This is a genomic window from Pseudomonas sp. UBA6562, from assembly GCF_002434265.1.
GTDB lineage: Bacteria > Pseudomonadota > Gammaproteobacteria > Pseudomonadales > Pseudomonadaceae > Aquipseudomonas.
Genome location: NZ_DJJS01000001.1, coordinates 206,161 through 224,937 on the forward strand (window position 1 = coordinate 206,161; position 18,777 = coordinate 224,937).

General features: G+C 65.7%; 15 protein-coding genes. 9 read left to right on the forward strand and 6 right to left on the reverse strand.

Features of this window, described 5'->3' with window-relative positions; genetic code table 11:
- The first annotated feature begins 25 nt into the window (after nt 1-25).
- The 7 genes from B4M43_RS01010 (at nt 26) to pcaC (ending at nt 6,961) form a co-directional block, all read left to right on the forward strand.
- Nucleotides 26-886, forward strand: coding sequence for a CoA transferase subunit A (locus B4M43_RS01010; RefSeq protein WP_296263273.1), 861 nt, complete (start codon nt 26-28; stop codon nt 884-886).
- Complete coding sequence (locus B4M43_RS01015) at nt 883-1,662, forward strand: CoA-transferase subunit beta (protein ID WP_296263275.1); 780 nt, start codon at nt 883-885, stop codon at nt 1,660-1,662. Before B4M43_RS01010 ends, B4M43_RS01015 begins: the two co-directional genes overlap by 4 nt.
- Nucleotides 1,659-2,867 (forward strand): 3-oxoadipyl-CoA thiolase, encoded by a 1,209-nt coding sequence (gene pcaF / locus B4M43_RS01020; protein WP_296263612.1) that lies wholly within the window; start codon nt 1,659-1,661, stop codon nt 2,865-2,867. Before B4M43_RS01015 ends, pcaF begins: the two co-directional genes overlap by 4 nt.
- A gap of 237 nt (nt 2,868-3,104) precedes the next feature.
- A complete protein-coding gene (locus B4M43_RS01025; RefSeq protein WP_296263276.1) occupies nt 3,105-4,394 on the forward strand; it encodes an MFS family transporter in 1,290 nt (429 codons plus the stop codon).
- Nucleotides 4,395-4,403: 9 nt separating this feature from the next.
- Nucleotides 4,404-5,768 (forward strand): 3-carboxy-cis,cis-muconate cycloisomerase, encoded by a 1,365-nt coding sequence (locus B4M43_RS01030; protein WP_296263278.1) that lies wholly within the window; start codon nt 4,404-4,406, stop codon nt 5,766-5,768.
- A gap of 11 nt (nt 5,769-5,779) precedes the next feature.
- Entirely contained in the window at nt 5,780-6,571 is a 792-nt protein-coding gene (gene pcaD / locus B4M43_RS01035) for a 3-oxoadipate enol-lactonase (protein WP_296263280.1), read from the forward strand.
- Nucleotides 6,572-6,580: 9 nt separating this feature from the next.
- Complete coding sequence (pcaC, locus tag B4M43_RS01040; protein WP_296263282.1) at nt 6,581-6,961, forward strand: 4-carboxymuconolactone decarboxylase; 381 nt, start codon at nt 6,581-6,583, stop codon at nt 6,959-6,961.
- 45 nt (nt 6,962-7,006) lie between these two features.
- On the opposite strand, the gene B4M43_RS01045 is transcribed toward pcaC, so the two are convergent.
- The 5 genes from B4M43_RS01045 to B4M43_RS01065 form a co-directional block, all read right to left on the reverse strand.
- Entirely contained in the window at nt 7,007-7,507 is a 501-nt protein-coding gene (locus B4M43_RS01045) for a DUF962 domain-containing protein (RefSeq protein WP_296263284.1), read from the reverse strand.
- 165 nt (nt 7,508-7,672) lie between these two features.
- Nucleotides 7,673-8,926 (reverse strand): OprD family porin, encoded by a 1,254-nt coding sequence (locus B4M43_RS01050; RefSeq protein WP_296263285.1) that lies wholly within the window; start codon nt 8,924-8,926, stop codon nt 7,673-7,675.
- A gap of 327 nt (nt 8,927-9,253) precedes the next feature.
- The gene (locus tag B4M43_RS01055; protein WP_296263287.1) at nt 9,254-10,693 is read right to left on the reverse strand and encodes an AdeC/AdeK/OprM family multidrug efflux complex outer membrane factor; all 1,440 of its coding nucleotides are present in this window, start codon (nt 10,691-10,693) and stop codon (nt 9,254-9,256) included.
- Nucleotides 10,690-13,851, reverse strand: coding sequence for a multidrug efflux RND transporter permease subunit TtgB (gene ttgB, locus B4M43_RS01060; protein ID WP_296263289.1), 3,162 nt, complete (start codon nt 13,849-13,851; stop codon nt 10,690-10,692). Before ttgB ends, B4M43_RS01055 begins: the two co-directional genes overlap by 4 nt.
- A gap of 3 nt (nt 13,852-13,854) precedes the next feature.
- Complete coding sequence (locus B4M43_RS01065; RefSeq protein WP_296263293.1) at nt 13,855-15,009, reverse strand: efflux RND transporter periplasmic adaptor subunit; 1,155 nt, start codon at nt 15,007-15,009, stop codon at nt 13,855-13,857.
- A 251-nt stretch (nt 15,010-15,260) separates the two neighbouring features.
- Here B4M43_RS01065 and B4M43_RS01070 point away from each other — a divergent pair, with 251 nt between their 5' ends.
- Nucleotides 15,261-15,896, forward strand: coding sequence for a TetR family transcriptional regulator (locus B4M43_RS01070; RefSeq protein ID WP_296263295.1), 636 nt, complete (start codon nt 15,261-15,263; stop codon nt 15,894-15,896).
- 55 nt (nt 15,897-15,951) lie between these two features.
- Here the strand turns inward: B4M43_RS01070 and B4M43_RS01075 are convergent, their stop codons facing one another.
- The gene (locus tag B4M43_RS01075) at nt 15,952-17,403 is read right to left on the reverse strand and encodes an MDR family MFS transporter (protein ID WP_296263297.1); all 1,452 of its coding nucleotides are present in this window, start codon (nt 17,401-17,403) and stop codon (nt 15,952-15,954) included.
- Nucleotides 17,404-17,867: 464 nt separating this feature from the next.
- Here B4M43_RS01075 and B4M43_RS01080 point away from each other — a divergent pair, with 464 nt between their 5' ends.
- The gene (locus tag B4M43_RS01080) at nt 17,868-18,743 is read left to right on the forward strand and encodes an isocitrate lyase/PEP mutase family protein (RefSeq protein WP_296263300.1); all 876 of its coding nucleotides are present in this window, start codon (nt 17,868-17,870) and stop codon (nt 18,741-18,743) included.
- Nucleotides 18,744-18,777 lie beyond the last annotated feature (34 nt).

The following is an 18,777-nucleotide window of genomic DNA, read 5'->3' on the forward strand; positions in this document are numbered from 1 at the left end:
GACGCTTCCTGACCAGGAGTCTCCAATGGCAGCAATCCTTTCGCTTCACGAGGCCGTGAAGCAGTTCGTCCACGATGGCGACACCGTCGCGCTGGAGGGCTTCACCCACCTGATCCCGACCGCCGCCGGGCATGAGCTCATCCGCCAGCGCAAGCGCGACCTGACCCTGGTGCGCATGACCCCCGACCTGATCTACGACCAGCTGATCGGCGCCGGCTGCGCCAAGCGGCTGATCTTCTCCTGGGGCGGCAACCCTGGCGTAGGCTCGCTGCACCGGCTGCGCGACGCCGTGGAAAAGCAGTGGCCGCATGCCTTGGAGATCGAAGAGCACAGCCACGCGGACCTGGCCAACGCCTACGTCGCCGGTGCCTCGGGCCTGCCGTTCGCGGTGCTGCGCGCCTACGCCGGCTCCGACCTGCCCAAGGTCAACCCGCTGATCAAAAGCGTCACCTGCCCGTTCACCGGCGAAGTGCTGGCCGCAGTGCCCTCGGTACGCCCCGACGTGACGGTGATCCACGCGCAGAAGGCCGACCGCAAGGGCAACGTGCTGTTGTGGGGCATTCTCGGCGTGCAGAAGGAAGCGGCGCTGGCGGCCAAGCGCTGCATCGTCACCGTCGAGGAAATCGTCGACGATCTGCAGGCGCCGATGAACGCCTGCGTGCTGCCAACCTGGGCTTTAAGCGCCGTGTGCCTGGTGCCGGGCGGTGCGCACCCGTCCTATGCCCACGGCTACTACGAACGCGACAACCGCTTCTACCAGGCCTGGGACCCGATCGCCCGCAGCCGCGAAGCCTTCACCGCCTGGATCGACACGCACATCCACGGCACCGCCGATTTCAATGCATTCAAGGCCCGCCTGGCCAGCACCTCGGAGGCTGCGCAATGAGCTACTCCACGTCCGAAATGATGACCGTCGCCGCTGCGCGACGCCTGCGCAACGGCGCGGTGTGCTTCGTCGGCATCGGCTTGCCGTCCAAGGCCGCCAACCTCGCGCGCCTGACCTCGTCGCCCGATGTGGTGCTGATCTACGAATCCGGCCCGATCGGCGCCAAGCCCAGTGTGCTGCCGCTGTCGATCGGCGACGGCGAGTTGGCCGAGACCGCCGACACCGTGGTGCCGACCGGCGAGATCTTCCGCTACTGGCTGCAAGGCGGGCGCATCGACGTGGGTTTTCTCGGTGCCGCCCAGGTCGACCGCTTCGGCAACATCAACACCACCGTGGTCGGCGACTACCACACGCCGCGCACACGCTTGCCGGGGGCAGGGGGCGCGCCGGAGATCGCCGGCTCCGCCAAACAGGTGCTGATCATCCTCAAGCAGACGCCGCGGGCCTTCGTCGAGAAGCTCGACTTCATCACCTCGTTCGGCCACGGCGAAGGCGGCGACTCGCGCCAGCGTCTCGGCCTGCCTGGCGAAGGGCCGGTGGGCATCATCACCGATCTGTGCATCCTGCAGCCCGAAGCCGGCAGCCATGAGTTCGTGGTCACCTCCATCCACCCCGGCGTGACCCGCGAGCAGATCGTCGCCGCCACCGGCTGGGCGATTCGTTTCGCCGACGATGTGCAGACTACCGAAGCGCCCAGCGATGTAGAGCTTGCCGCCCTGCGCGACCTCGAAGCGCGCACGGCCACCGCCCACGGCCAAGCGCCAGGAGAAGCCTGATGCGTGACGTATTCATCTGCGATGCCATCCGTACCCCCATCGGTCGCTTCGGCGGTGCCCTGGCCAGCGTGCGCGCCGACGATCTGGCGGCGGTGCCGCTCAAGGCGCTGATCGAACGCAACCCGGGCGTGCAGTGGGCGCAGCTCGACGAAGTGTTCTTCGGCTGCGCCAACCAGGCCGGCGAAGACAACCGCAACGTGGCGCGCATGGCGCTGCTGCTGGCGGGCCTGCCGCCGAGCGTTCCCGGCGTGACCCTCAACCGCCTGTGCGCCTCGGGCATGGACGCCATCGGCACGGCCTTCCGCGCCATCGCCAGCGGCGAAATGGAGCTGGCCATCGCCGGGGGCGTGGAGTCCATGTCGCGCGCGCCGTTCGTGATGGGCAAGGCCGAGAGCGCTTATTCGCGCAGCATGAAGCTGGAAGACACCACCATCGGCTGGCGCTTCGTCAACCCGTCGATGCAGCAGCAGTACGGCGTCGATTCGATGCCCGAGACGGCCGACAACGTGGCCGACGATTACCAGGTGTCGCGCGCCGATCAGGACGCCTTCGCCCTGCGCAGCCAGCACAAGGCTGCAGCGGCGCAGGCGGCCGGGTTCTTCGCCGAAGAGATCGTGTCGGTGCGCGTCGCGCATAAAAAGGGCGAGACGGTGGTCACCCAGGACGAACACCTGCGCCCGGACACCACCCTCGAAGCCCTGAACCGGCTCAAGCCGGTCAACGGCGCGGACAAGACGGTCACCGCCGGCAACGCTTCGGGCGTCAACGATGGCGCGGCGGCGCTGATACTGGCCTCGGCTGAAGCGGTGAAGCGCCATGGCCTGACCCCGCGCGCACGGGTGCTGGGCATGGCCAGCGCCGGCGTGGCGCCACGGGTGATGGGCATCGGCCCGGTGCCTGCGGTGCGCAAGCTGACCGAGCGCCTGGGCTTGGCGATGGCCGACTTCGACGTCATCGAGCTCAACGAAGCGTTCGCCAGCCAAGGGTTGGCAGTGTTGCGCGAGCTGGGGGTGGCCGACGATGCGCCCCAGGTCAACCCCAACGGCGGCGCGATCGCCTTGGGCCACCCGCTGGGCATGAGCGGCGCGCGGTTGGTGTTGACGGCGCTGCATCAGTTGGAGAAAAGCGGCGGCCGCAAAGCGCTGGCGACGATGTGTGTGGGTGTCGGCCAGGGCTTGGCCCTGGCCATCGAGCGGGTGTCGTAGGCGCCAACCGTCTTTCACCTGCCACTCGACTGTAGGAGCGGCTTCAGCCGCGATGGGCGGCAACGCCGCCCCACGCCAAGCGCCACACAGCTACAGGTATCCGCAGTAGCAGTCGTTGAGGAGCGAGATCGCTCGTATCGAGGATAAGCCAGCGTCCCAAGCCAACCGGCACCGTTGAACAAGCTTGTAACTGGGTATGTCTAGACTTACCTGTGACCTTCCAGGAGCACTCTGCCCATGACTACCACCCACTACACCGGCGAAGAACGCAAAAAACGCATCTTCGCCATCGTCGGCGCCTCCTCGGGGAACCTGGTGGAATGGTTCGACTTCTACGTCTACGCCTTCTGCGCCATCTATTTCGCCCCGGCCTTCTTCCCCTCCGACGACCCCACCGTGCAGTTGCTCAACACTGCCGGCGTGTTCGCCGCAGGCTTTCTGATGCGGCCCATCGGCGGCTGGATCTTCGGCCGTCTGGCCGACCGCCATGGGCGCAAGAACTCCCTGATGATCTCGGTGCTGATGATGTGCGCCGGTTCCCTGATGATCGCCTGTCTGCCCACCTATGCCAGCATCGGCACCTGGGCGCCGGCGTTGCTGTTGCTGGCGCGTCTGATCCAGGGCCTGTCGGTCGGCGGCGAATACGGCACCACCGCCACCTACATGAGCGAAGTGGCGCTGCGCGGCCAGCGCGGCTTCTTCGCCTCGTTCCAGTACGTGACCCTGATCGGCGGCCAGCTGCTGGCGGTGCTGGTAGTGGTGATCCTGCAACAACTGCTCACCGAGCAGGAACTGAGCGCCTGGGGCTGGCGCATTCCGTTCGTGGTCGGCGCCGTGGCGGCGGTGATTTCCCTGATGCTGCGCCGCTCGCTGGAAGAGACCAGCAGCGCCGAAACCCGTCAGGACAAGGACGCCGGTTCCATCGGCGGGCTGTTCCGCAACCACGGCGCGGCGTTCGTCACCGTGCTCGGCTACACCGCCGGCGGTTCGCTGATCTTCTACACCTTCACCACCTACATGCAGAAGTTTCTGGTCAACACCGCCGGCATGCCGAAAAAGGACGCCAGCTATGTGATGACCGGTGCGCTGTTCCTGTTCATGCTCATGCAGCCGTTGTTCGGCATGCTCTCGGACCGTATCGGCCGGCGTAATTCGATGATGCTGTTCGGTGCGCTGGGCACGTTGTTCACGGTGCCACTGCTGCTGGCGCTGAAGACCGTGACCAGCCCGTGGCTGGCCTTCGCCCTGGTGACGGTGGCGATGTGCATCGTCAGCCTCTACACCTCGATCAGCGGTTTGGTCAAAGCCGAGATGTTCCCGCCGCAGGTGCGCGCCTTGGGCGTGGGCCTGGCTTACGCGGTGGCCAACGCCGTGTTCGGCGGTTCGGCCGAGTACGTGGCGTTGAACCTCAAGTCGATGGGCATCGAAAATACCTTCTATTGGTACGTCACCGCCATGATGGCCGTGGCCTTCCTGTTCAGCCTGCGTCTGCCCAAGCGGGCCGCGTACCTGCATGACGATCACTAAGGAGCGACCATGACCTCGCACGCGGACAACCGACTGTTCGACGCCTACTTCACCGCCGCGCCCATGCGCGCGGTGTTTTCCGACCAGGGTCGCCTGCAAGGCATGCTCGATTTCGAAGCGGCGCTGGCCCGTGCCCAGGCGTCGGTGGGGCTGGTGCCGGCCAGCGCGGTGCCGGCCATTGAAGCTGCGTGCAAGGCCGAGCGTTATGACGTAGGTGCGTTGGCCGAAGCGGTGTGCGCTGCGGGCAACTCGGCGATTCCCTTGGTCAAGGCGCTGGGCAAGGTGGTGGCCAGCGGTGTGGCCGAGGCCGAGCGCTACGTGCACCTGGGCGCTACCAGCCAGGATGCGATGGACACCGGCCTGGTGCTGCAACTACGCTCGGCGCTGGAGCTGATCGAAACGGACCTGGCCCAGCTGGCCGAATCCCTGGCCGGACGGGCCTTGCAGCATGCCGACACGGTCATGGTGGGGCGCACATGGCTGCAGCACGCCACCCCTGTGACCTTGGGCATGAAGCTGGCCGGCGTGCTGGGCGCGCTGACCCGCCACCGCGAGCGCTTGCGCGAACTGCGCCCGCGCTTGCTGGTGCTGCAGTTCGGCGGTGCCTCGGGCAGCCTCGCCGCCCTGGGCAGCAAGGCCTTGCCAGTGGCCGAAGCGCTGGCCGAGCAATTGCGCCTGAGCCTGCCCGAGCAACCCTGGCACACCCAACGCGACCGTCTGGTGGAATTCGCTGCGGTGCTCGGCCTGGTCGCCGGCAGCCTGGGCAAGTTCGGCCGTGACGTGAGCCTCTTGATGCAGACCGAAGCGGGCGAGCTGTTCGAGCCCTCGGCACCGGGCAAGGGCGGCTCGTCGACCATGCCGCATAAGCGCAACCCGGTGGGTGCGGCGGCGCTGATCGGCGCCGCCACGCGCGTGCCGGGTCTGGTCTCGACCTTGTACGCCGCCATGCCCCAGGAGCACGAGCGAAGCCTGGGCCTGTGGCACGCCGAGTGGGAAACCCTGCCGCAGATCTGCTGCCTGGTGTCCGGCGCCTTGCACCATGCCCAGACCATCGCCGAGGGCCTGGAGGTCGATGCCGAGCGTATGCGCCGCAACCTTGACCTGACCCAAGGCCTGGTGCTGGCCGAAGCGGTCAGCATCGTCCTCGCCCAACGTCTGGGCCGCGACCGCGCCCACCATCTGCTGGAGCAATGCTGCCAACGTGCGGTCGCCGAGCGCCGGCATCTGCGCGACGTGCTGGGCGAGGAGCCGCAGGTGGCCGAGCAGTTGTCGGGCGACGAGCTGGACCGCTTGCTCGACCCTGCCCATTACCTCGGCCAGGCCCGCGTCTGGGTGGCGCGCGCCGTGGCCGAACATCAACGTTTCATTGCCTGAAGGAGACCGCTGTGGCGCATGTGCAATTGGCCGATGGCGTACTGAACTATCGATTGGAAGGGCCCGAAGCGGCTCCGGTCTTGGTGCTGTCCAATTCCCTGGGCACCGACTTGGGCATGTGGGACGCCCAGGCGGCGGTGTGGCGCGAGCATTTCCGCGTGCTGCGCTACGACACCCGTGGGCATGGCGCTTCACTGGTCACGGCGGGGCCATACAGCATCGCCCAGTTGGGCGCCGACGTGCTGGCGCTGCTGGACGCGCTGGATGTCGCCGAGGCGCATTTCGTCGGCCTGTCCATGGGCGGCCTGATCGGCCAATGGTTGGGCATCAACGCCGGTGAACGCCTGCTCAGCCTGACGCTGTGCAACACCGCCGCGCAGATCGGTACGGCCGAGGTGTGGAACACGCGCATCGACACCGTGCGCATAGGCGGCGAGCAGGCCATGCGCGACCTGGGCGAAGCCTCGTTGGCGCGCTGGTTCACCCCTGCGTTCGTGCAGGCGCAGCCGGCCCGGGCTCAGCGCATCACCCAGATGCTCGCTACCACTTCGCCCGAAGGCTACGCCGCCAATTGCGCGGCGGTGCGCGATGCCGACTACCGCGAGCAGGTGGCGCGGATCACGGTGCCGACCCTGATCGTGGCCGGCAGCGACGATGCGGTGACCACGCCAGCGCATGGGCGCTTTCTGCAAACGCAGATCGCCGGGGCGCAGTTCGTCGAGTTTCCAGCGGCGCACCTGTCCAACGTCGAGGTGGGCGCGCCTTTCACCCAGCGCGTGCTGACCTTCCTGCAAGCCTGCTGAGGATTTTCCATGGACGAGCAACAACGTTACGAGGCCGGCATGCAGGTGCGCCGCGAGGTGCTGGGCGATGCCCACGTGGACCGCAGCCTGGACAAGCTGAACGACTTCAACGGCGAATTCCAGAACATGATCACCCGCCACGCCTGGGGCGACATCTGGACCCGCCCCGGCTTGCCGCGGCATACCCGCAGCCTGATCACCATCGCCATGCTGATCGGCATGAACCGCAACGACGAACTCAAACTGCACCTGCGCGCCGCCGCCAACAACGGCGTGACTCGCGAGGAGATCAAGGAAGTGCTGATGCAGAGCGCGATCTATTGCGGCATTCCTGCGGCCAATGCCACGTTCCACCTGGCCGAGTCGGTGTGGGACGAGGTCGACGGCTGAGCGCAGTGCCAATGCGGCTGCTCCCACAGGGTTCCGGGCTCAGGCTCACGCGACCGGGCCGGCCACCGCTTCCACAGCGTGCTGCACCTCTCGGCGCCAGCCGAGCATGAACGCCACTTCCGCCACCACGAACAGCGGCCCGATGATCAGGCCGCTGAGGTCGTCGACGAAGGCCGGCTTGCGCCCCTCGAAGTAGTGCCCGACGAACTGGATCGCCCAACCCAGCACGAACAAGCCCACACCGCTGCCCAGCCACAGGCCGGTGCGCTGCCGCGCCAGCGCTTGTCCGGCCCATAGGCACAGGCCCAGCAGCACGCTCATGGCCAGACCGAAGCGTCGATCAAGCCGCAGGTAGAACACAGCGCTCGCCAACACCGCCAGTAGGGCGGGCGACAGCCATAGACCGGCCGCCGACACACCGGGGCGTGACAGCAGGACGGCTACGGCCAGGACGATCAGCGGAATACCGAGGAAATGACTGAGCAGGTTGCGCCGGTCGCGGTGGTAACCGGCATACTGGCTGAGGTGGTCGACCAAGGTTTTCATGCGCGCCTCGAGAGGTTATCCAGAGAGCGCTGAGCATAGCGGGTTGTAGGGCGCTTGCACGTTGGCAGGGTGTGCAAGCGCCGCGCCGGCTGCGACGGTATCGAGGCTTTTGAAAGCTTGTCCGCAGCGCACCGAACATGATGGATTTCCGTGCGCCTCCACGGGTTACAGCAAACTCAATGGATAGCTGACGATCAGGCGGTTCTCGTCGAAGGCATTGGTGTTGTAGTCGCGGCGCATGGTGGAGTTGCGCCACTTCAGCGCCAGGTCCTTGAGCGCGCCGGACTGCACCACATAGGCCAGTTCGCTTTCCCGTGCCCATTCCTTGCCGTCGTCGACCGCCGCCGTCTGCACGTGGTCGCCCTTGATGTAGCGGTTCATCAGGGTCAGGCCCGGCACGCCGAGGCTGGCGAAGTTGTAATCGTGGCGCACCTGCCAGGAGCGCTCCTTGGCGTTGTCGAAACTGGAGTTGTAGCTGTCGTTGGCCAGCGTACCGCCGCTGGTGCCGTTGACCCGCAGCCAGGCTTCGCCGCCGCTGACCTTTTGCAGGCCGACATAGAAGGTGTGGCCTTGGTAGCGCGCCGAGAACAGGCCCGAGGCGGTGCGGTTGTCCAAGTCGCCGACCCGCGCGCTACCGTCTTCCTGGCCGATGAAGTAACCGAGGTTGGCCGTCAGGGTCCAGTCGCCGACGGGCTGGCTGTGTTGCAGGTTCAGGTACTGCTGCTGGTAGATGTCCTTGAGCTGCGCATGCCACAGGCCGACCAGCGTGCGCTTGTCGTTGAACGCGTACTCGCCGGCGGCGAAGTTGAAGCGGTCCGAGGTGGCGGCCGGGCGGCCGTTGAGGAACATGTCGTCCATGCTGGCATCGTTGCGCGGGCTGTTGCCGCGGAACTGGCCGCCGTACAGGCTCAAGCCTGCTATCTCCCGCGAGGCGATCTGCGCGCCACGGAAGGTCTGCGGCAGCGAGCGGCCATCGTCGGCGCGCAGGATCGGCAGTACCGGCATCCATTCGCCTACCTTCACTTCGGTTTCCGACACCTTGGCCTTGAACGCTACCCCCAGGCGGCCGAAGTCGTCGGCCGGACGGCCGTCGTCGTGCACGGGCAACAGGTGCGTGCCCGCCGTGCCACGGCCGCCATCGAGCTTGACCGAATACAGGCCCAGCACGTCCACCCCGAAACCGACGGCGCCTTGGGTGAAGCCGGAGCGGGCGTCGAGAATGAAGCTTTGCGTCCACTCTTCGGCCTTGCCCTGGGCATTGTCGGGATCGACGAAATTACGGTTGATGTAGAAGTTGCGCAGGTTAAGCGAGGCTTTGCCGTCCTCAAGAAAACCGCTTTCGACGGCCAGGGCCGGCAGGCTGCAAGACACGGCCAACAGGCCCGGCAGCAGGTGGCGTGCGGGATACGAAGTGTTCATCTGTCGAAGATCTCTTGTTGTTATCGGTACGGCGGTACGTCGCTGTCGAACCTGCACCTTCACCGGGTCGATGGGCGGCAGTACGGGCCACGCCGATGGTGCTGCGCAGGGCAGGGCAGGACAATTGCACGCGAACGAAAGGGGGCGATTACCGAACGGAATGTTCCAGTTGGTTCATTTTGCCCGGATGCCGGAGCAAGTGCACGGATCAGCAGGGGGAGGGGGGGGCAACGCAGGCGCACGACTGGGAGTGGTCGAGGTGACGGATGGGGCTTCGAATGCCCTGAAAGGAGCTGGCCCGTCGCGCAGGACGGGCCAGTCGCAGGATCAGCGAGCGGCTTGCCGATTGGCCTCGCCGGTACGCTCATACCAACCGCCGCCGAGGGCCTTGTACAGGTTGACCTCGCTGGTCAGCTGCGACAGCCGGTCGGTGATCAGCGCCTGTTGCACGCTGAACAGCGAGCGCTGGGCGTCGAGGAAGGTCAGGTTGCTGTCGATGCCGATGCGGTAGCGGCGCTCGGCCAGGCGGTAGTAGTCCTGGTTGGCGGCCACCAGATCGCGCTGGGCCTGCAACTGTTCCTTGTAGGTCTTGCGCGCGGTCAGGCCATCGGCGACTTCCTGGAAGGCGGTCTGGATGGTCTTCTCGTAGCGGGCGACGTTGATGTCCTTCTGGATCTTCGCGTAGTCCAGGCTTGCGCGCAGCGCACCGCCGTTGAAGATCGGCAGGCTGATCTGCGGTTGGAACAGCCAGGTGCCGGAACCGCCGCTGAACAGCCCGCCCATGTCCGGGCTCAGGGTGCCGGCGTTGGCAGTCAGGCTGATGCGCGGGAAGAAGGCCGCGCGGGCCGCGCCGATGTTGGCGTTGGCGGCCTTGAGCAGGTGCTCGGCTTCCTGGATGTCCGGACGGCGTTGCAGCAGGTCCGAGGGCAACCCGGCGGGCACTTCGGACAACTGGTCGGCGTCGAGCTTGAGCGGCTCGGGCAGGTTGTTCGGAATGCCGGTGCCGATCAGCACGGCCAGGCTGTTGACGTCCTGCGCGACCAGGCGCTGGTACTGCGCCAGCTTGACCCGCGCGCCTTCCACGGCGGTGCGCGCCTGGCTCAGGTCGAGCGCCGAGGACACGCCCACGTCGCTGGCGCGCTGGGTCAGGCTCAAGCTCTGCTCGTACGCCTTGAGGGTGTCCTGGGTCAGCCTGAGCTGGGCCTGGTCGGCCTGCCAGGCGTAGTAGGCGTTGGCCACGCTGGCCACCAGGGCGATCTGCGTGGAGCGCCGTGCTTCTTCGCTGGACAGGTAGGTTTCCAGGGCCTGCTCGCTGAGGCTGCGCACCCGGCCGAACAGGTCGAGTTCGTAGGCGCTCACGCCCAGGGTGGCCGAGTATTGGCTGGAGATGGCCGACTGGCCGGTGGTCGACAGGTCGGCCGGCAAGCGCTGGCGCGTACCGGCGCCGTCAGCCGACACCGCTGGCAGCAGGTCGGCGCGCTGGATGCGGTACTGCGCGCGGTAGGCGTCGATGTTCAACGCCGCGACCCGCAGGTCGCGGTTGTTTTCCAGCGACGTCTGGATCAGCTGTTGCAGCGCAGGGTCGGTGAAGAACTGGCGCCAGCCTTGTTCGGCGGCGGCGACGTTGGCCGATTCGGCCGGCGAATACGCCGGCCCCTGCGGGAACTGTGCCGGCACCGGCGCTTCGGGGCGCTGGTAGTCGGGGATCAGCGAGCAGCCGCCCAGGATGAAGGCGGTGACCGCCAGGGACAACAGCGACTTGGTCATTGCCCAGCCTCATAACGTGGAGTTTCAGGATTGTCGGGGGTGTCGTCTTTTTTCGGTTCCTTGCTGCCGAACAGCGACGAAACGGCGACGAAGAACAGCGGCACCCAGAAGATGGCCAACACGGTCGCACTGATCATGCCGCCGATCACACCGGTACCGATGGCATGCTGGCTGCCAGAGCCGGCGCCGCTGGCGATGGTCAACGGTACCACGCCGAGGATGAACGCCAGCGAGGTCATGATGATCGGACGCAGACGCATGCGGCACGCCTCGATGGCGGCGTCGTACAGGCTGCGGCCCTGTTCGTGCAGTTCCTTGGCGAACTCGACGATCAGAATCGCGTTCTTCGCCGCCAGGCCGATGGTGGTGAGCAGGCCGACCAGGAAGTACACGTCGTTGGACAACCCGCGCAGGCTGGTGGCGATCAGCGCACCGATGATACCGAGCGGCACCACCAGCACGACCGCGATCGGGATCGACCAGCTTTCGTACAGGGCCGCCAGGCAGAGGAACACGAACAGGATCGACAGCGCGAACAGTGCCGGCATCTGCGAACCCGAGAGCTTTTCCTCGTACGACATGCCGGTCCAGGCATAGCCGATGCCGTCCGGCAGCTCGCCGGCGATGCGCTCGACCTCGGCCATGGCTTCGCCGGTGCTGTAGCCAGGCGCCGGGGTGCCAAGCACCTCGACCGCTTCCACACCGTTGTAGCGCGACAGCTTGGGCGAACCGTAGGTCCACTCGCCGCTGGCGAAGGAAGAGAACGGCACCATCTCGCCCTGACCGTTGCGCACGTACCACTTCTGCAGGTCTTCAGGACTCATTCGGGCGCTGGATTCGCCCTGGATGTACACCTTCTTGACCCGACCGCGGTCGATGAAGTCGTTGACGTAGCTGCCGCCCAAGGCGATCGACAGGGTGTTGTTGATGTCGGAGATGGTCACGCCCAAGGCACTGGCGCGCTCGTCGTCGACGATCAGCTGGTACTGCGGCTCGTCGTTCAGGCCGTTGGGGCGCACGCCGGCGAGGATCTTGCTCTGCGCGGCCTTGGCCAGGAACTGGTTGCGCGCCTCCATGAGTTTCTCATGGCCCACACCTGCACGGTCTTGCAGGAACACGTCGAAGCCGCTGGCGTTACCCAGTTCCAGCACCGCCGGTGGGGCGAAGGCGAACACCATGGCGTCGCGGAAGCTGAAGAAGTGCTGCTGCGCACGCTGGGCCAGGCCGAACACGCTGTTCTCGGCGCTGCGCTCGCCCCACGGCTTGAGCATGATGAAGGCCATACCCGAGCTCTGCCCGCGACCGGCGAAGTTGAAGCCGGTGACGGTGAACACCGACGACACGGTGTCGGCTTCGTCCTTGAGCAGGTAGGCGCGCATCTGATCGACCACGTCCTGGGTGCGCTCGGCACTCGAACCGGCCGGGGTCTGCACCTGGGCGAACAGCACGCCCTGGTCTTCCTCGGGCAGGAACGCGGCCGGGATGCGGGTGAACAGCCAGATCATGCCGACCACGATCAGCGCATAGGCCAGCAGGAACGGGATCTTGCGGCACAGGATGAAGCCGACGCTGCGCTCGTAGCCTTGTACGCTGCGGTCGAAGGTGCGGTTGAACCAGCCGAAGAAGCCGCCTTTGGCGACATGGTGCTGGCCCTTTTTCAGCGGCGTGAGCAGGGTGGCGCACAGCGCCGGGGTGAACACCAGCGCGACCAGGACCGACAGGCCCATGGCCGAGACGATGGTGATCGAGAACTGCCGGTAGATCACACCGGTCGAGCCGCCGAAGAAGGCCATCGGCAGCAGTACCGCCGAAAGCACCAGGGCGATACCCACCAGAGCGCCCTGGATCTGCTCCATGGACTTCTTGGTCGCCTGCTTGGGCGGCAGCCCTTCTTCGGACATCACCCGCTCGACGTTTTCCACCACGACGATGGCGTCGTCCACCAGCAGGCCGATGGCCAGGACCATGGCGAACATGGTCAGGGTGTTGATGCTGAAACCGAAGGCCGCGAGGATGCCAAAGGTCCCGAGCAACACCACCGGCACGGTCATGGTGGTGATGACGGTGGCGCGGAAGTTCTGCAGGAACAGGTACATCACCAGGAACACCAGGACCACGGCCTCGATCAGGGTGTGGATCACCCCGCTGATCGATTCGGTGACCACCGGGGTGGTGTCGTACGGGAATACCGCCTTCATCCCAGGCGGGAAGAAGGGCTCCAGGTCGCTGATGGTCTTGCGCAGCGCCTTGGCGGTGTCCAGGGCGTTGGCACCCGTGGCCAGCTTGACCGCCAGGCCGGAAGCCGGCTTGCCGTTGAACTGGGCGCTGACCGAGTAGTTCTCGCCACCCAGGCCGACCTTGGCGACGTCACGCAGGCGCACCTGGGAACCGTCGCTGTTGACCTTGAGCAGGATCTTCTCGAACTGCTCGGCGGTTTGCAGGCGGGTCTTGCCGATGATGGTGGCGTTGAGCTGCGTGCCGGGTACCGCAGGCAGGCCGCCGAGCTGGCCGGAAGACACCTGCACGTTCTGCGCGGTGACTGCCGTGCGCACGTCGACCGGGGTCAGCTGGAACTTGTTCAGCTTGGCCGGATCGAGCCAGATGCGCATGGCGTACTGCGCACCGAACACCTGGAAGTCGCCGACGCCCGAGGTGCGCGAGATCGGGTCCTGCATGGTCGAGACGATGTAGTTGGCCAGGTCGTCCTTGGTCATGCTGCCGTCTTCGGACACCAGGCCGATGACCATGAGGAAGTTCTTCACCGCCTTGGTCACACGGATACCCTGCTGCTGCACTTCCTGCGGCAACAGTGGGGTGGCCAGGTTGAGCTTGTTCTGCACCTGGACCTGCGCGGTATCGGGGTTGGTGCCCTGCTCGAAGGTCGCGGTGATGGTCATGCTGCCGTCGGAGTTACTTTCCGAAGACACATAACGCAGGTTGTCGATGCCGTTGAGCTGCTGCTCGATGACCTGCACCACGGTGTCCTGCACGGTCTGCGCCGAAGCGCCCGGGTAGGTCACGGCGATGGCGATGGCCGGCGGCGCGATGCTGGGGTACTGGTTGATCGGCAACTTGAAGATCGACAGGGCGCCGACCAGCATGATCACCAAGGCGATCACCCACGCGAAGATCGGGCGATCGATAAAGAACTTCGACATGGTTTACTCCGCTTTGGCGTCTGCGTGGCCGGCCTTGGCTTGATCGGGGTCGTTGGACTTCTTCAGGTTGGTGGCTTCGCTGACCTTCACCTCGACGCCGGGACGCACGTATTGCAGGCCCTCGGTGATCAGGCGGTCGCCCGGGTTGAGGCCTTCCTCGATCAGCCAGTCGCTGCCCAGGGTACGGTTGGCCTTGAGCTCGCGCAGCTCGACCTTGTTGTCCTTGTTCACCACCAGTGCGGTCGGCGTGCCCTTGAGGTCGCGGGTCACGCCCTGCTGCGGCGCCAGGATGGCGTTGGCGTTGACCCCGGCCTGCAGCCGCGCGTGCACGAACATGCCGGGCAGCAGGGTGTGGTCGGGGTTGGGGAAGATCGCGCGCAGGGTCACGGAACCGGTGGTTTCGTCGACCGCCACTTCGGAGAACTCCAGGCGGCCCTTCTGCTGGAACAGACTGCCGTCTTCGAGCACCAGTTGCACTTCGGCGGCGTTGTCGCCGGCCTTCTGCAACTGGCCGCTGGCCAGGTCCCGGCGCAGCTTGAGCAGCTCGGCGGTGGATTGGGTGACGTCGACGTAGATCGGGTCGAGCTGCTGGATGGTGGCCATGGCGTTGGTCTGGCCGTTGCTGACCAGGGCCCCCTCGGTGTAGGCCGAGCGCCCGATGCGGCCGCTGATCGGTGCCAGTACCTTGGTGTAGCGCAGGTCGATCTGCGCGCTCTTCAAGGTGGCTTCGGCTTGCAGGCGCTTGGCGTTGGCATCGTCGTACTCCTGACGGCTGACGGCCTGCTCGTCGATCAACTGCTTGTAGCGACCCGACAACGAACGCGCGGCCTGCAGGTTGGCCTGGGCCTGGGCGAGGGTGGTTTCGTACACCGCTGGATCGATCTGGTAGAGCTGCTGGCCCTGCTTGACGTCACTGCCTTCCTTGAACAGACGCTTGAGGATGATGCCGTTGACCTGAGGCCGTACTTCGGCCACGCGGAAGGCCGTGGTCCGGCCCGGCAGTTCCTGGGTGAGGGTGAAGGCTTGCGGTTGCAGGGTGACGACGCCGACCTGAGGAGCCTGCGCAGCTGGCGGCGCCTCTTCTTTCTTACAGCCGCTGAGCAGTGTGGCCAGGGCGACGGCGGAAACCAGAGCGGTGACAGCTGGCTTGAAGTGCATGGAGATCCTCGGATCGCAAGAGCAGGAGAGCTCGAGGGTAATGGGTAGGGTTTTACGAAAAGGCTACCGGTTGGATAAATAGCTTGCTAAGGAATATACTTACGTTCATGGTTGTTTGTAAATACCGTGCGCTGGCAATCGACTGCCTCCGCACGCCGAAGAATTCAGTTCCGGAAGGCGCACGTTAGAGGCGCTCCGGCAGATCCCGCGTCGTCGTTTTGGCTCGGAACCTGATTGAGGTATGTGCTGCCATGGTCCGTCGTACCAAAGAAGAAGCCCAGGAAACCCGCGCCCAGATCATCGAGGCCGCGGAAAGAGCCTTTTACCGCCGTGGCGTGGCGCGCACCACCCTGGCCGATATCGCCCAGTTGGCCGGCGTCACCCGCGGTGCCATCTATTGGCATTTCAACAACAAGGCCGAGCTGGTGCAGGCGCTGCTCGACATGCTGCATGAAACCCACGACCACCTGGCCCGGGCCAGCGAGAGCGAGGACGAGGTCGACCCCCTCGGCTGCATGCGCAAGCTGCTGTTGCAGGTGTGTCGCGAGCTGGTGATGGATGCCCGGACTCGGCGCATCAATGAGATTCTGCATTACAAGTGCGAGTTCACCGACGATATGTGCGAGATTCGCCAGCAGCGCCAGCACGCCGTACTGGACTGCCACCGCGGCATGATCGCTGCCATGAACAATGCCATGCGCCGTGGGCAATTGCCCGCCGACCTCGACCCCGAGCAGGCCGCCGTGGTGCTGTTCGCCTATGTCGATGGCTTGCTTGGCAGCTGGTTGCTGCTGCCCGAGAGCTTCGACCTGCTCGGCGATGCGGAAAAATGGGTGGATGCCGGGCTGGACATGCTGCGCTTGAGCCCGGCCCTGCGCAAACGGTGATTTGTGAAGGTTTGTGAGGGCAGCGTTTCCCAGGTGCGGGCAAGCCGCCTTCCTCTCAATGGCCGCGCAGTTGCCGGTCCGGCAGCGCCACCGCCGCCGCCACGGCCAGCAGCGCCACCGCCGTACTGCCTAATAGAACCTGACGAAACACCTTGAGCAACTGTTGGGCAGCCTGCGCGTCCACCGGGCTATCGCCCTGGCTGCCCAGCAGCGGGTCGCCCAACAGCGTGAGGCCGCCCTGCTGCAGCAGCGCCAGCAGTAGCGTGGAGACGATCGCCACCCCCATTGCGCCACCCAACGAACGGAACAGGTTGGTGGTGCTGGTCGCCACACCGATGTCCTGCCGGGCCACGGCGCTCTGCGTACCGACCAGCGAGGTCGGGAATTGCAAACCGCCGGCCACCCCTGCCAACAACATGAACAGCGCGCTCAACCCGGTGGACTGCGGCGCGCTGAACGCCATCCCCAGGATTGCCAGCGGCATCAGCACGGCGCCTGCGAGGATCTGCGGCTTGTAGCGCCCGGTGCGCGTGGTCAGGCGCCCGCCGGTAAAGGCGCCGAGCGGCAAGCCCATGGCCAGCGGCAGCAGGTGCAGGGCCGCGCTGTCGGCGCTGGCGCCGGTGATCGCCTGGTAGCGCAGCGGCATGAGCATGGTCAGGGAGATGGACTGGAAGCTGGCGAAGAAGATCGCGCACCAACACAACACCGCCACTCGGTTGCGGAACAGCCCCAGCGGCAGCAACGGCTCGGGGAAGTGCCGTTCGTGGGCCAGCAGCAGCGACAGCCCGATGCCGGCGCCCGCGAACAATCCCAGCACCGGCAGCGAGCGCCAATCCTGACCGTGGCCGACCAAGCTGATGGCCAGCAGCAAGCTGCCAAGGCCGAGGATCATCAGCAGCGCGCCCAGATAGTCGACCTGCGCCTGGCGCCGCGTGACCGGCAAGCCGGCCAGCGCACGGTGCAGCGCCCACAGCGCCACCAGGCCCAGCGGCAGATTGATCCAGAACACCCAGTGCCACGACAGGTAGGCCGTCAGCCAACCGCCCAGCACCGGCCCGGCGACGCTGGCCAAGGCATACATACTGCTGAAATAGCCCTGGTAGCGCCCGCGCTCGCGGGGCGGCACGTAATCGCCGATGATCGCCTGGCTGACCGAGACCATGCCGCCGGCGCCCACCCCTTGCAGCACTCGCGCCAACACCAGTTGCTCCATGTTCTGCGCCAGCGCGCAGGCGATCGACGCCAAGGTGAACACGGCGGTGCCGGTCAGGATCATCCGCCGCCGCCCATACAGGTCGCCGAGCTTGCCGTAGATGGGTACGGCTACGGTCATGGCCACCAGGTATCCCGAGATCACCCAGGCGAGCAGGCCGACGTCGTTGAAATCGGTGGAAATGGCCGGCAAGGACACCGCCACGATGGTCTGGTCCAACGCACCTAAAAAAATGGCCAGCATCAACGCCGTGAGTACGGTGCGCAGCGCGGAATCGGAAAGGGCAACGGTCACGGTTTACCTTCGCATGCAGATTGGGCTGGGTCTGAAATCCGAGACTTGCCCACGCCGCGTGGAAAACCGGCGAGGCCGCCATCGGCCCTGCCTGGCTTTGTCCCAAAACCTTTCAGACAGAGCCTGGAAAAGAAGAGCTACCAGGCTCGATGACAACGAAGTGTATCCCGAGTTACATAGCTATCTATGTAAAACATGCATCCCCTATGCATGATCGGCATAGCGGCTTTCATTCTGGGAAACCTGGCCGCGTGCTATCGTGGCAGCGCCCAACAGGCGGAATACCTGGCTTTGCACCACCTTGGTGCAGCATATTGCCGCAGTATTTCTCTACACAGCATCCCACGCCTTCTATTCCCTGCCTGCATGCGACGCATGGAGTGCTTCCCATGGCAATGATTGGAACAGGTCGGCAAGGCCGGCTCTGGGAGCCAGTTAATATTTGACGTACTAGCGGAGTGACCATGCCCAAGGCTTCCCACCACGATCTGCGTTTGGCGTTCCGCGAGTTGCTCGCTTCGAACGCGTGCTACCACACCGCCTCGGTCTTCGACCCCATGTCCGCGCGCATCGCGGCCGACCTTGGCTTCGAAGTCGGCATCCTCGGTGGCTCTGTCGCTTCCTTGCAGGTGTTGGCCGCCCCGGATTTCGCCCTGATCACCCTCAGCGAGTTCGTCGAGCAGGCCACGCGCATCGGCCGCGTCGCGCAACTGCCGTTCCTCGCCGATGCCGACCACGGCTATGGCAACGCGCTGAACGTCATGCGCACGGTGGTCGAGCTGGAGCGTGCCGGGGTCAGCGCGCTGACCATCGAGGACACGCTGCTGCCTGCGCAGTTCGGGCGCAAGTCGACCGATCTGATTTCGGTCGAGGAGGGCGCCGGCAAGGTCCGCGCCGCCGTCGAGGCCCGGGTCGATTCGGCCATGGCTGTGATCGCCCGCACCAATGCCGGCGTGCTCAGCACCGAGGAAGTCATCCACCGCACGCAGAGCTACCAGAAAGCCGGGGCCGACGGCATCTGCATGGTCGGCATCAAGGATTTCGCCCACCTCGAGCAGATCTCCCAACATCTGAGCGTGCCGCTGATGCTGGTCAGCTACGGCAACCCGAACTTGCGCGACGACCAGCGTCTGGCCGAGCTGGGCGTGCGTATCGTGGTCGACGGCCATGCCGCTTACTTCGCCGCCATCAAGGCGACGTACGACTGCCTGCGCTTGCAGCGCGGCCAGCAGAAGCAGAGCAAGTCGGAAAACCTCAGCGCCACCGAGCTGTCGCACACCTACACCCAGCCGGAGGACTACATCCGCTGGGCCAAGGAATACATGAACGTCGAGGAGTGAAGCCGTCGATACCGTCCTGACGTCAGCCGCGCAG

Bases quoted from the DNA above. Each gene is read 5' to 3' on its own strand.
- B4M43_RS01010 (WP_296263273.1), top strand. From the start codon at position 26: ATGGCAGCAATCCTTTCGCTTCACGAGGCCGTGAAGCAGTTCGTCCAC.
- B4M43_RS01015 (WP_296263275.1), top strand. From the start codon at position 883: ATGAGCTACTCCACGTCCGAAATGATGACCGTCGCCGCTGCGCGACGC.
- B4M43_RS01025 (WP_296263276.1), top strand. From the start codon at position 3,105: ATGACTACCACCCACTACACCGGCGAAGAACGCAAAAAACGCATCTTC.
- B4M43_RS01030 (WP_296263278.1), top strand. From the start codon at position 4,404: ATGACCTCGCACGCGGACAACCGACTGTTCGACGCCTACTTCACCGCC.
- pcaC (WP_296263282.1), top strand. From the start codon at position 6,581: ATGGACGAGCAACAACGTTACGAGGCCGGCATGCAGGTGCGCCGCGAG.
- B4M43_RS01045 (WP_296263284.1), bottom strand. From the start codon at position 7,507: ATGAAAACCTTGGTCGACCACCTCAGCCAGTATGCCGGTTACCACCGC.
- B4M43_RS01050 (WP_296263285.1), bottom strand. From the start codon at position 8,926: ATGAACACTTCGTATCCCGCACGCCACCTGCTGCCGGGCCTGTTGGCC.
- B4M43_RS01055 (WP_296263287.1), bottom strand. From the start codon at position 10,693: ATGACCAAGTCGCTGTTGTCCCTGGCGGTCACCGCCTTCATCCTGGGC.
- ttgB (WP_296263289.1), bottom strand. From the start codon at position 13,851: ATGTCGAAGTTCTTTATCGATCGCCCGATCTTCGCGTGGGTGATCGCC.
- B4M43_RS01065 (WP_296263293.1), bottom strand. From the start codon at position 15,009: ATGCACTTCAAGCCAGCTGTCACCGCTCTGGTTTCCGCCGTCGCCCTG.
- B4M43_RS01070 (WP_296263295.1), top strand. From the start codon at position 15,261: ATGGTCCGTCGTACCAAAGAAGAAGCCCAGGAAACCCGCGCCCAGATC.
- B4M43_RS01080 (WP_296263300.1), top strand. From the start codon at position 17,868: ATGCCCAAGGCTTCCCACCACGATCTGCGTTTGGCGTTCCGCGAGTTG.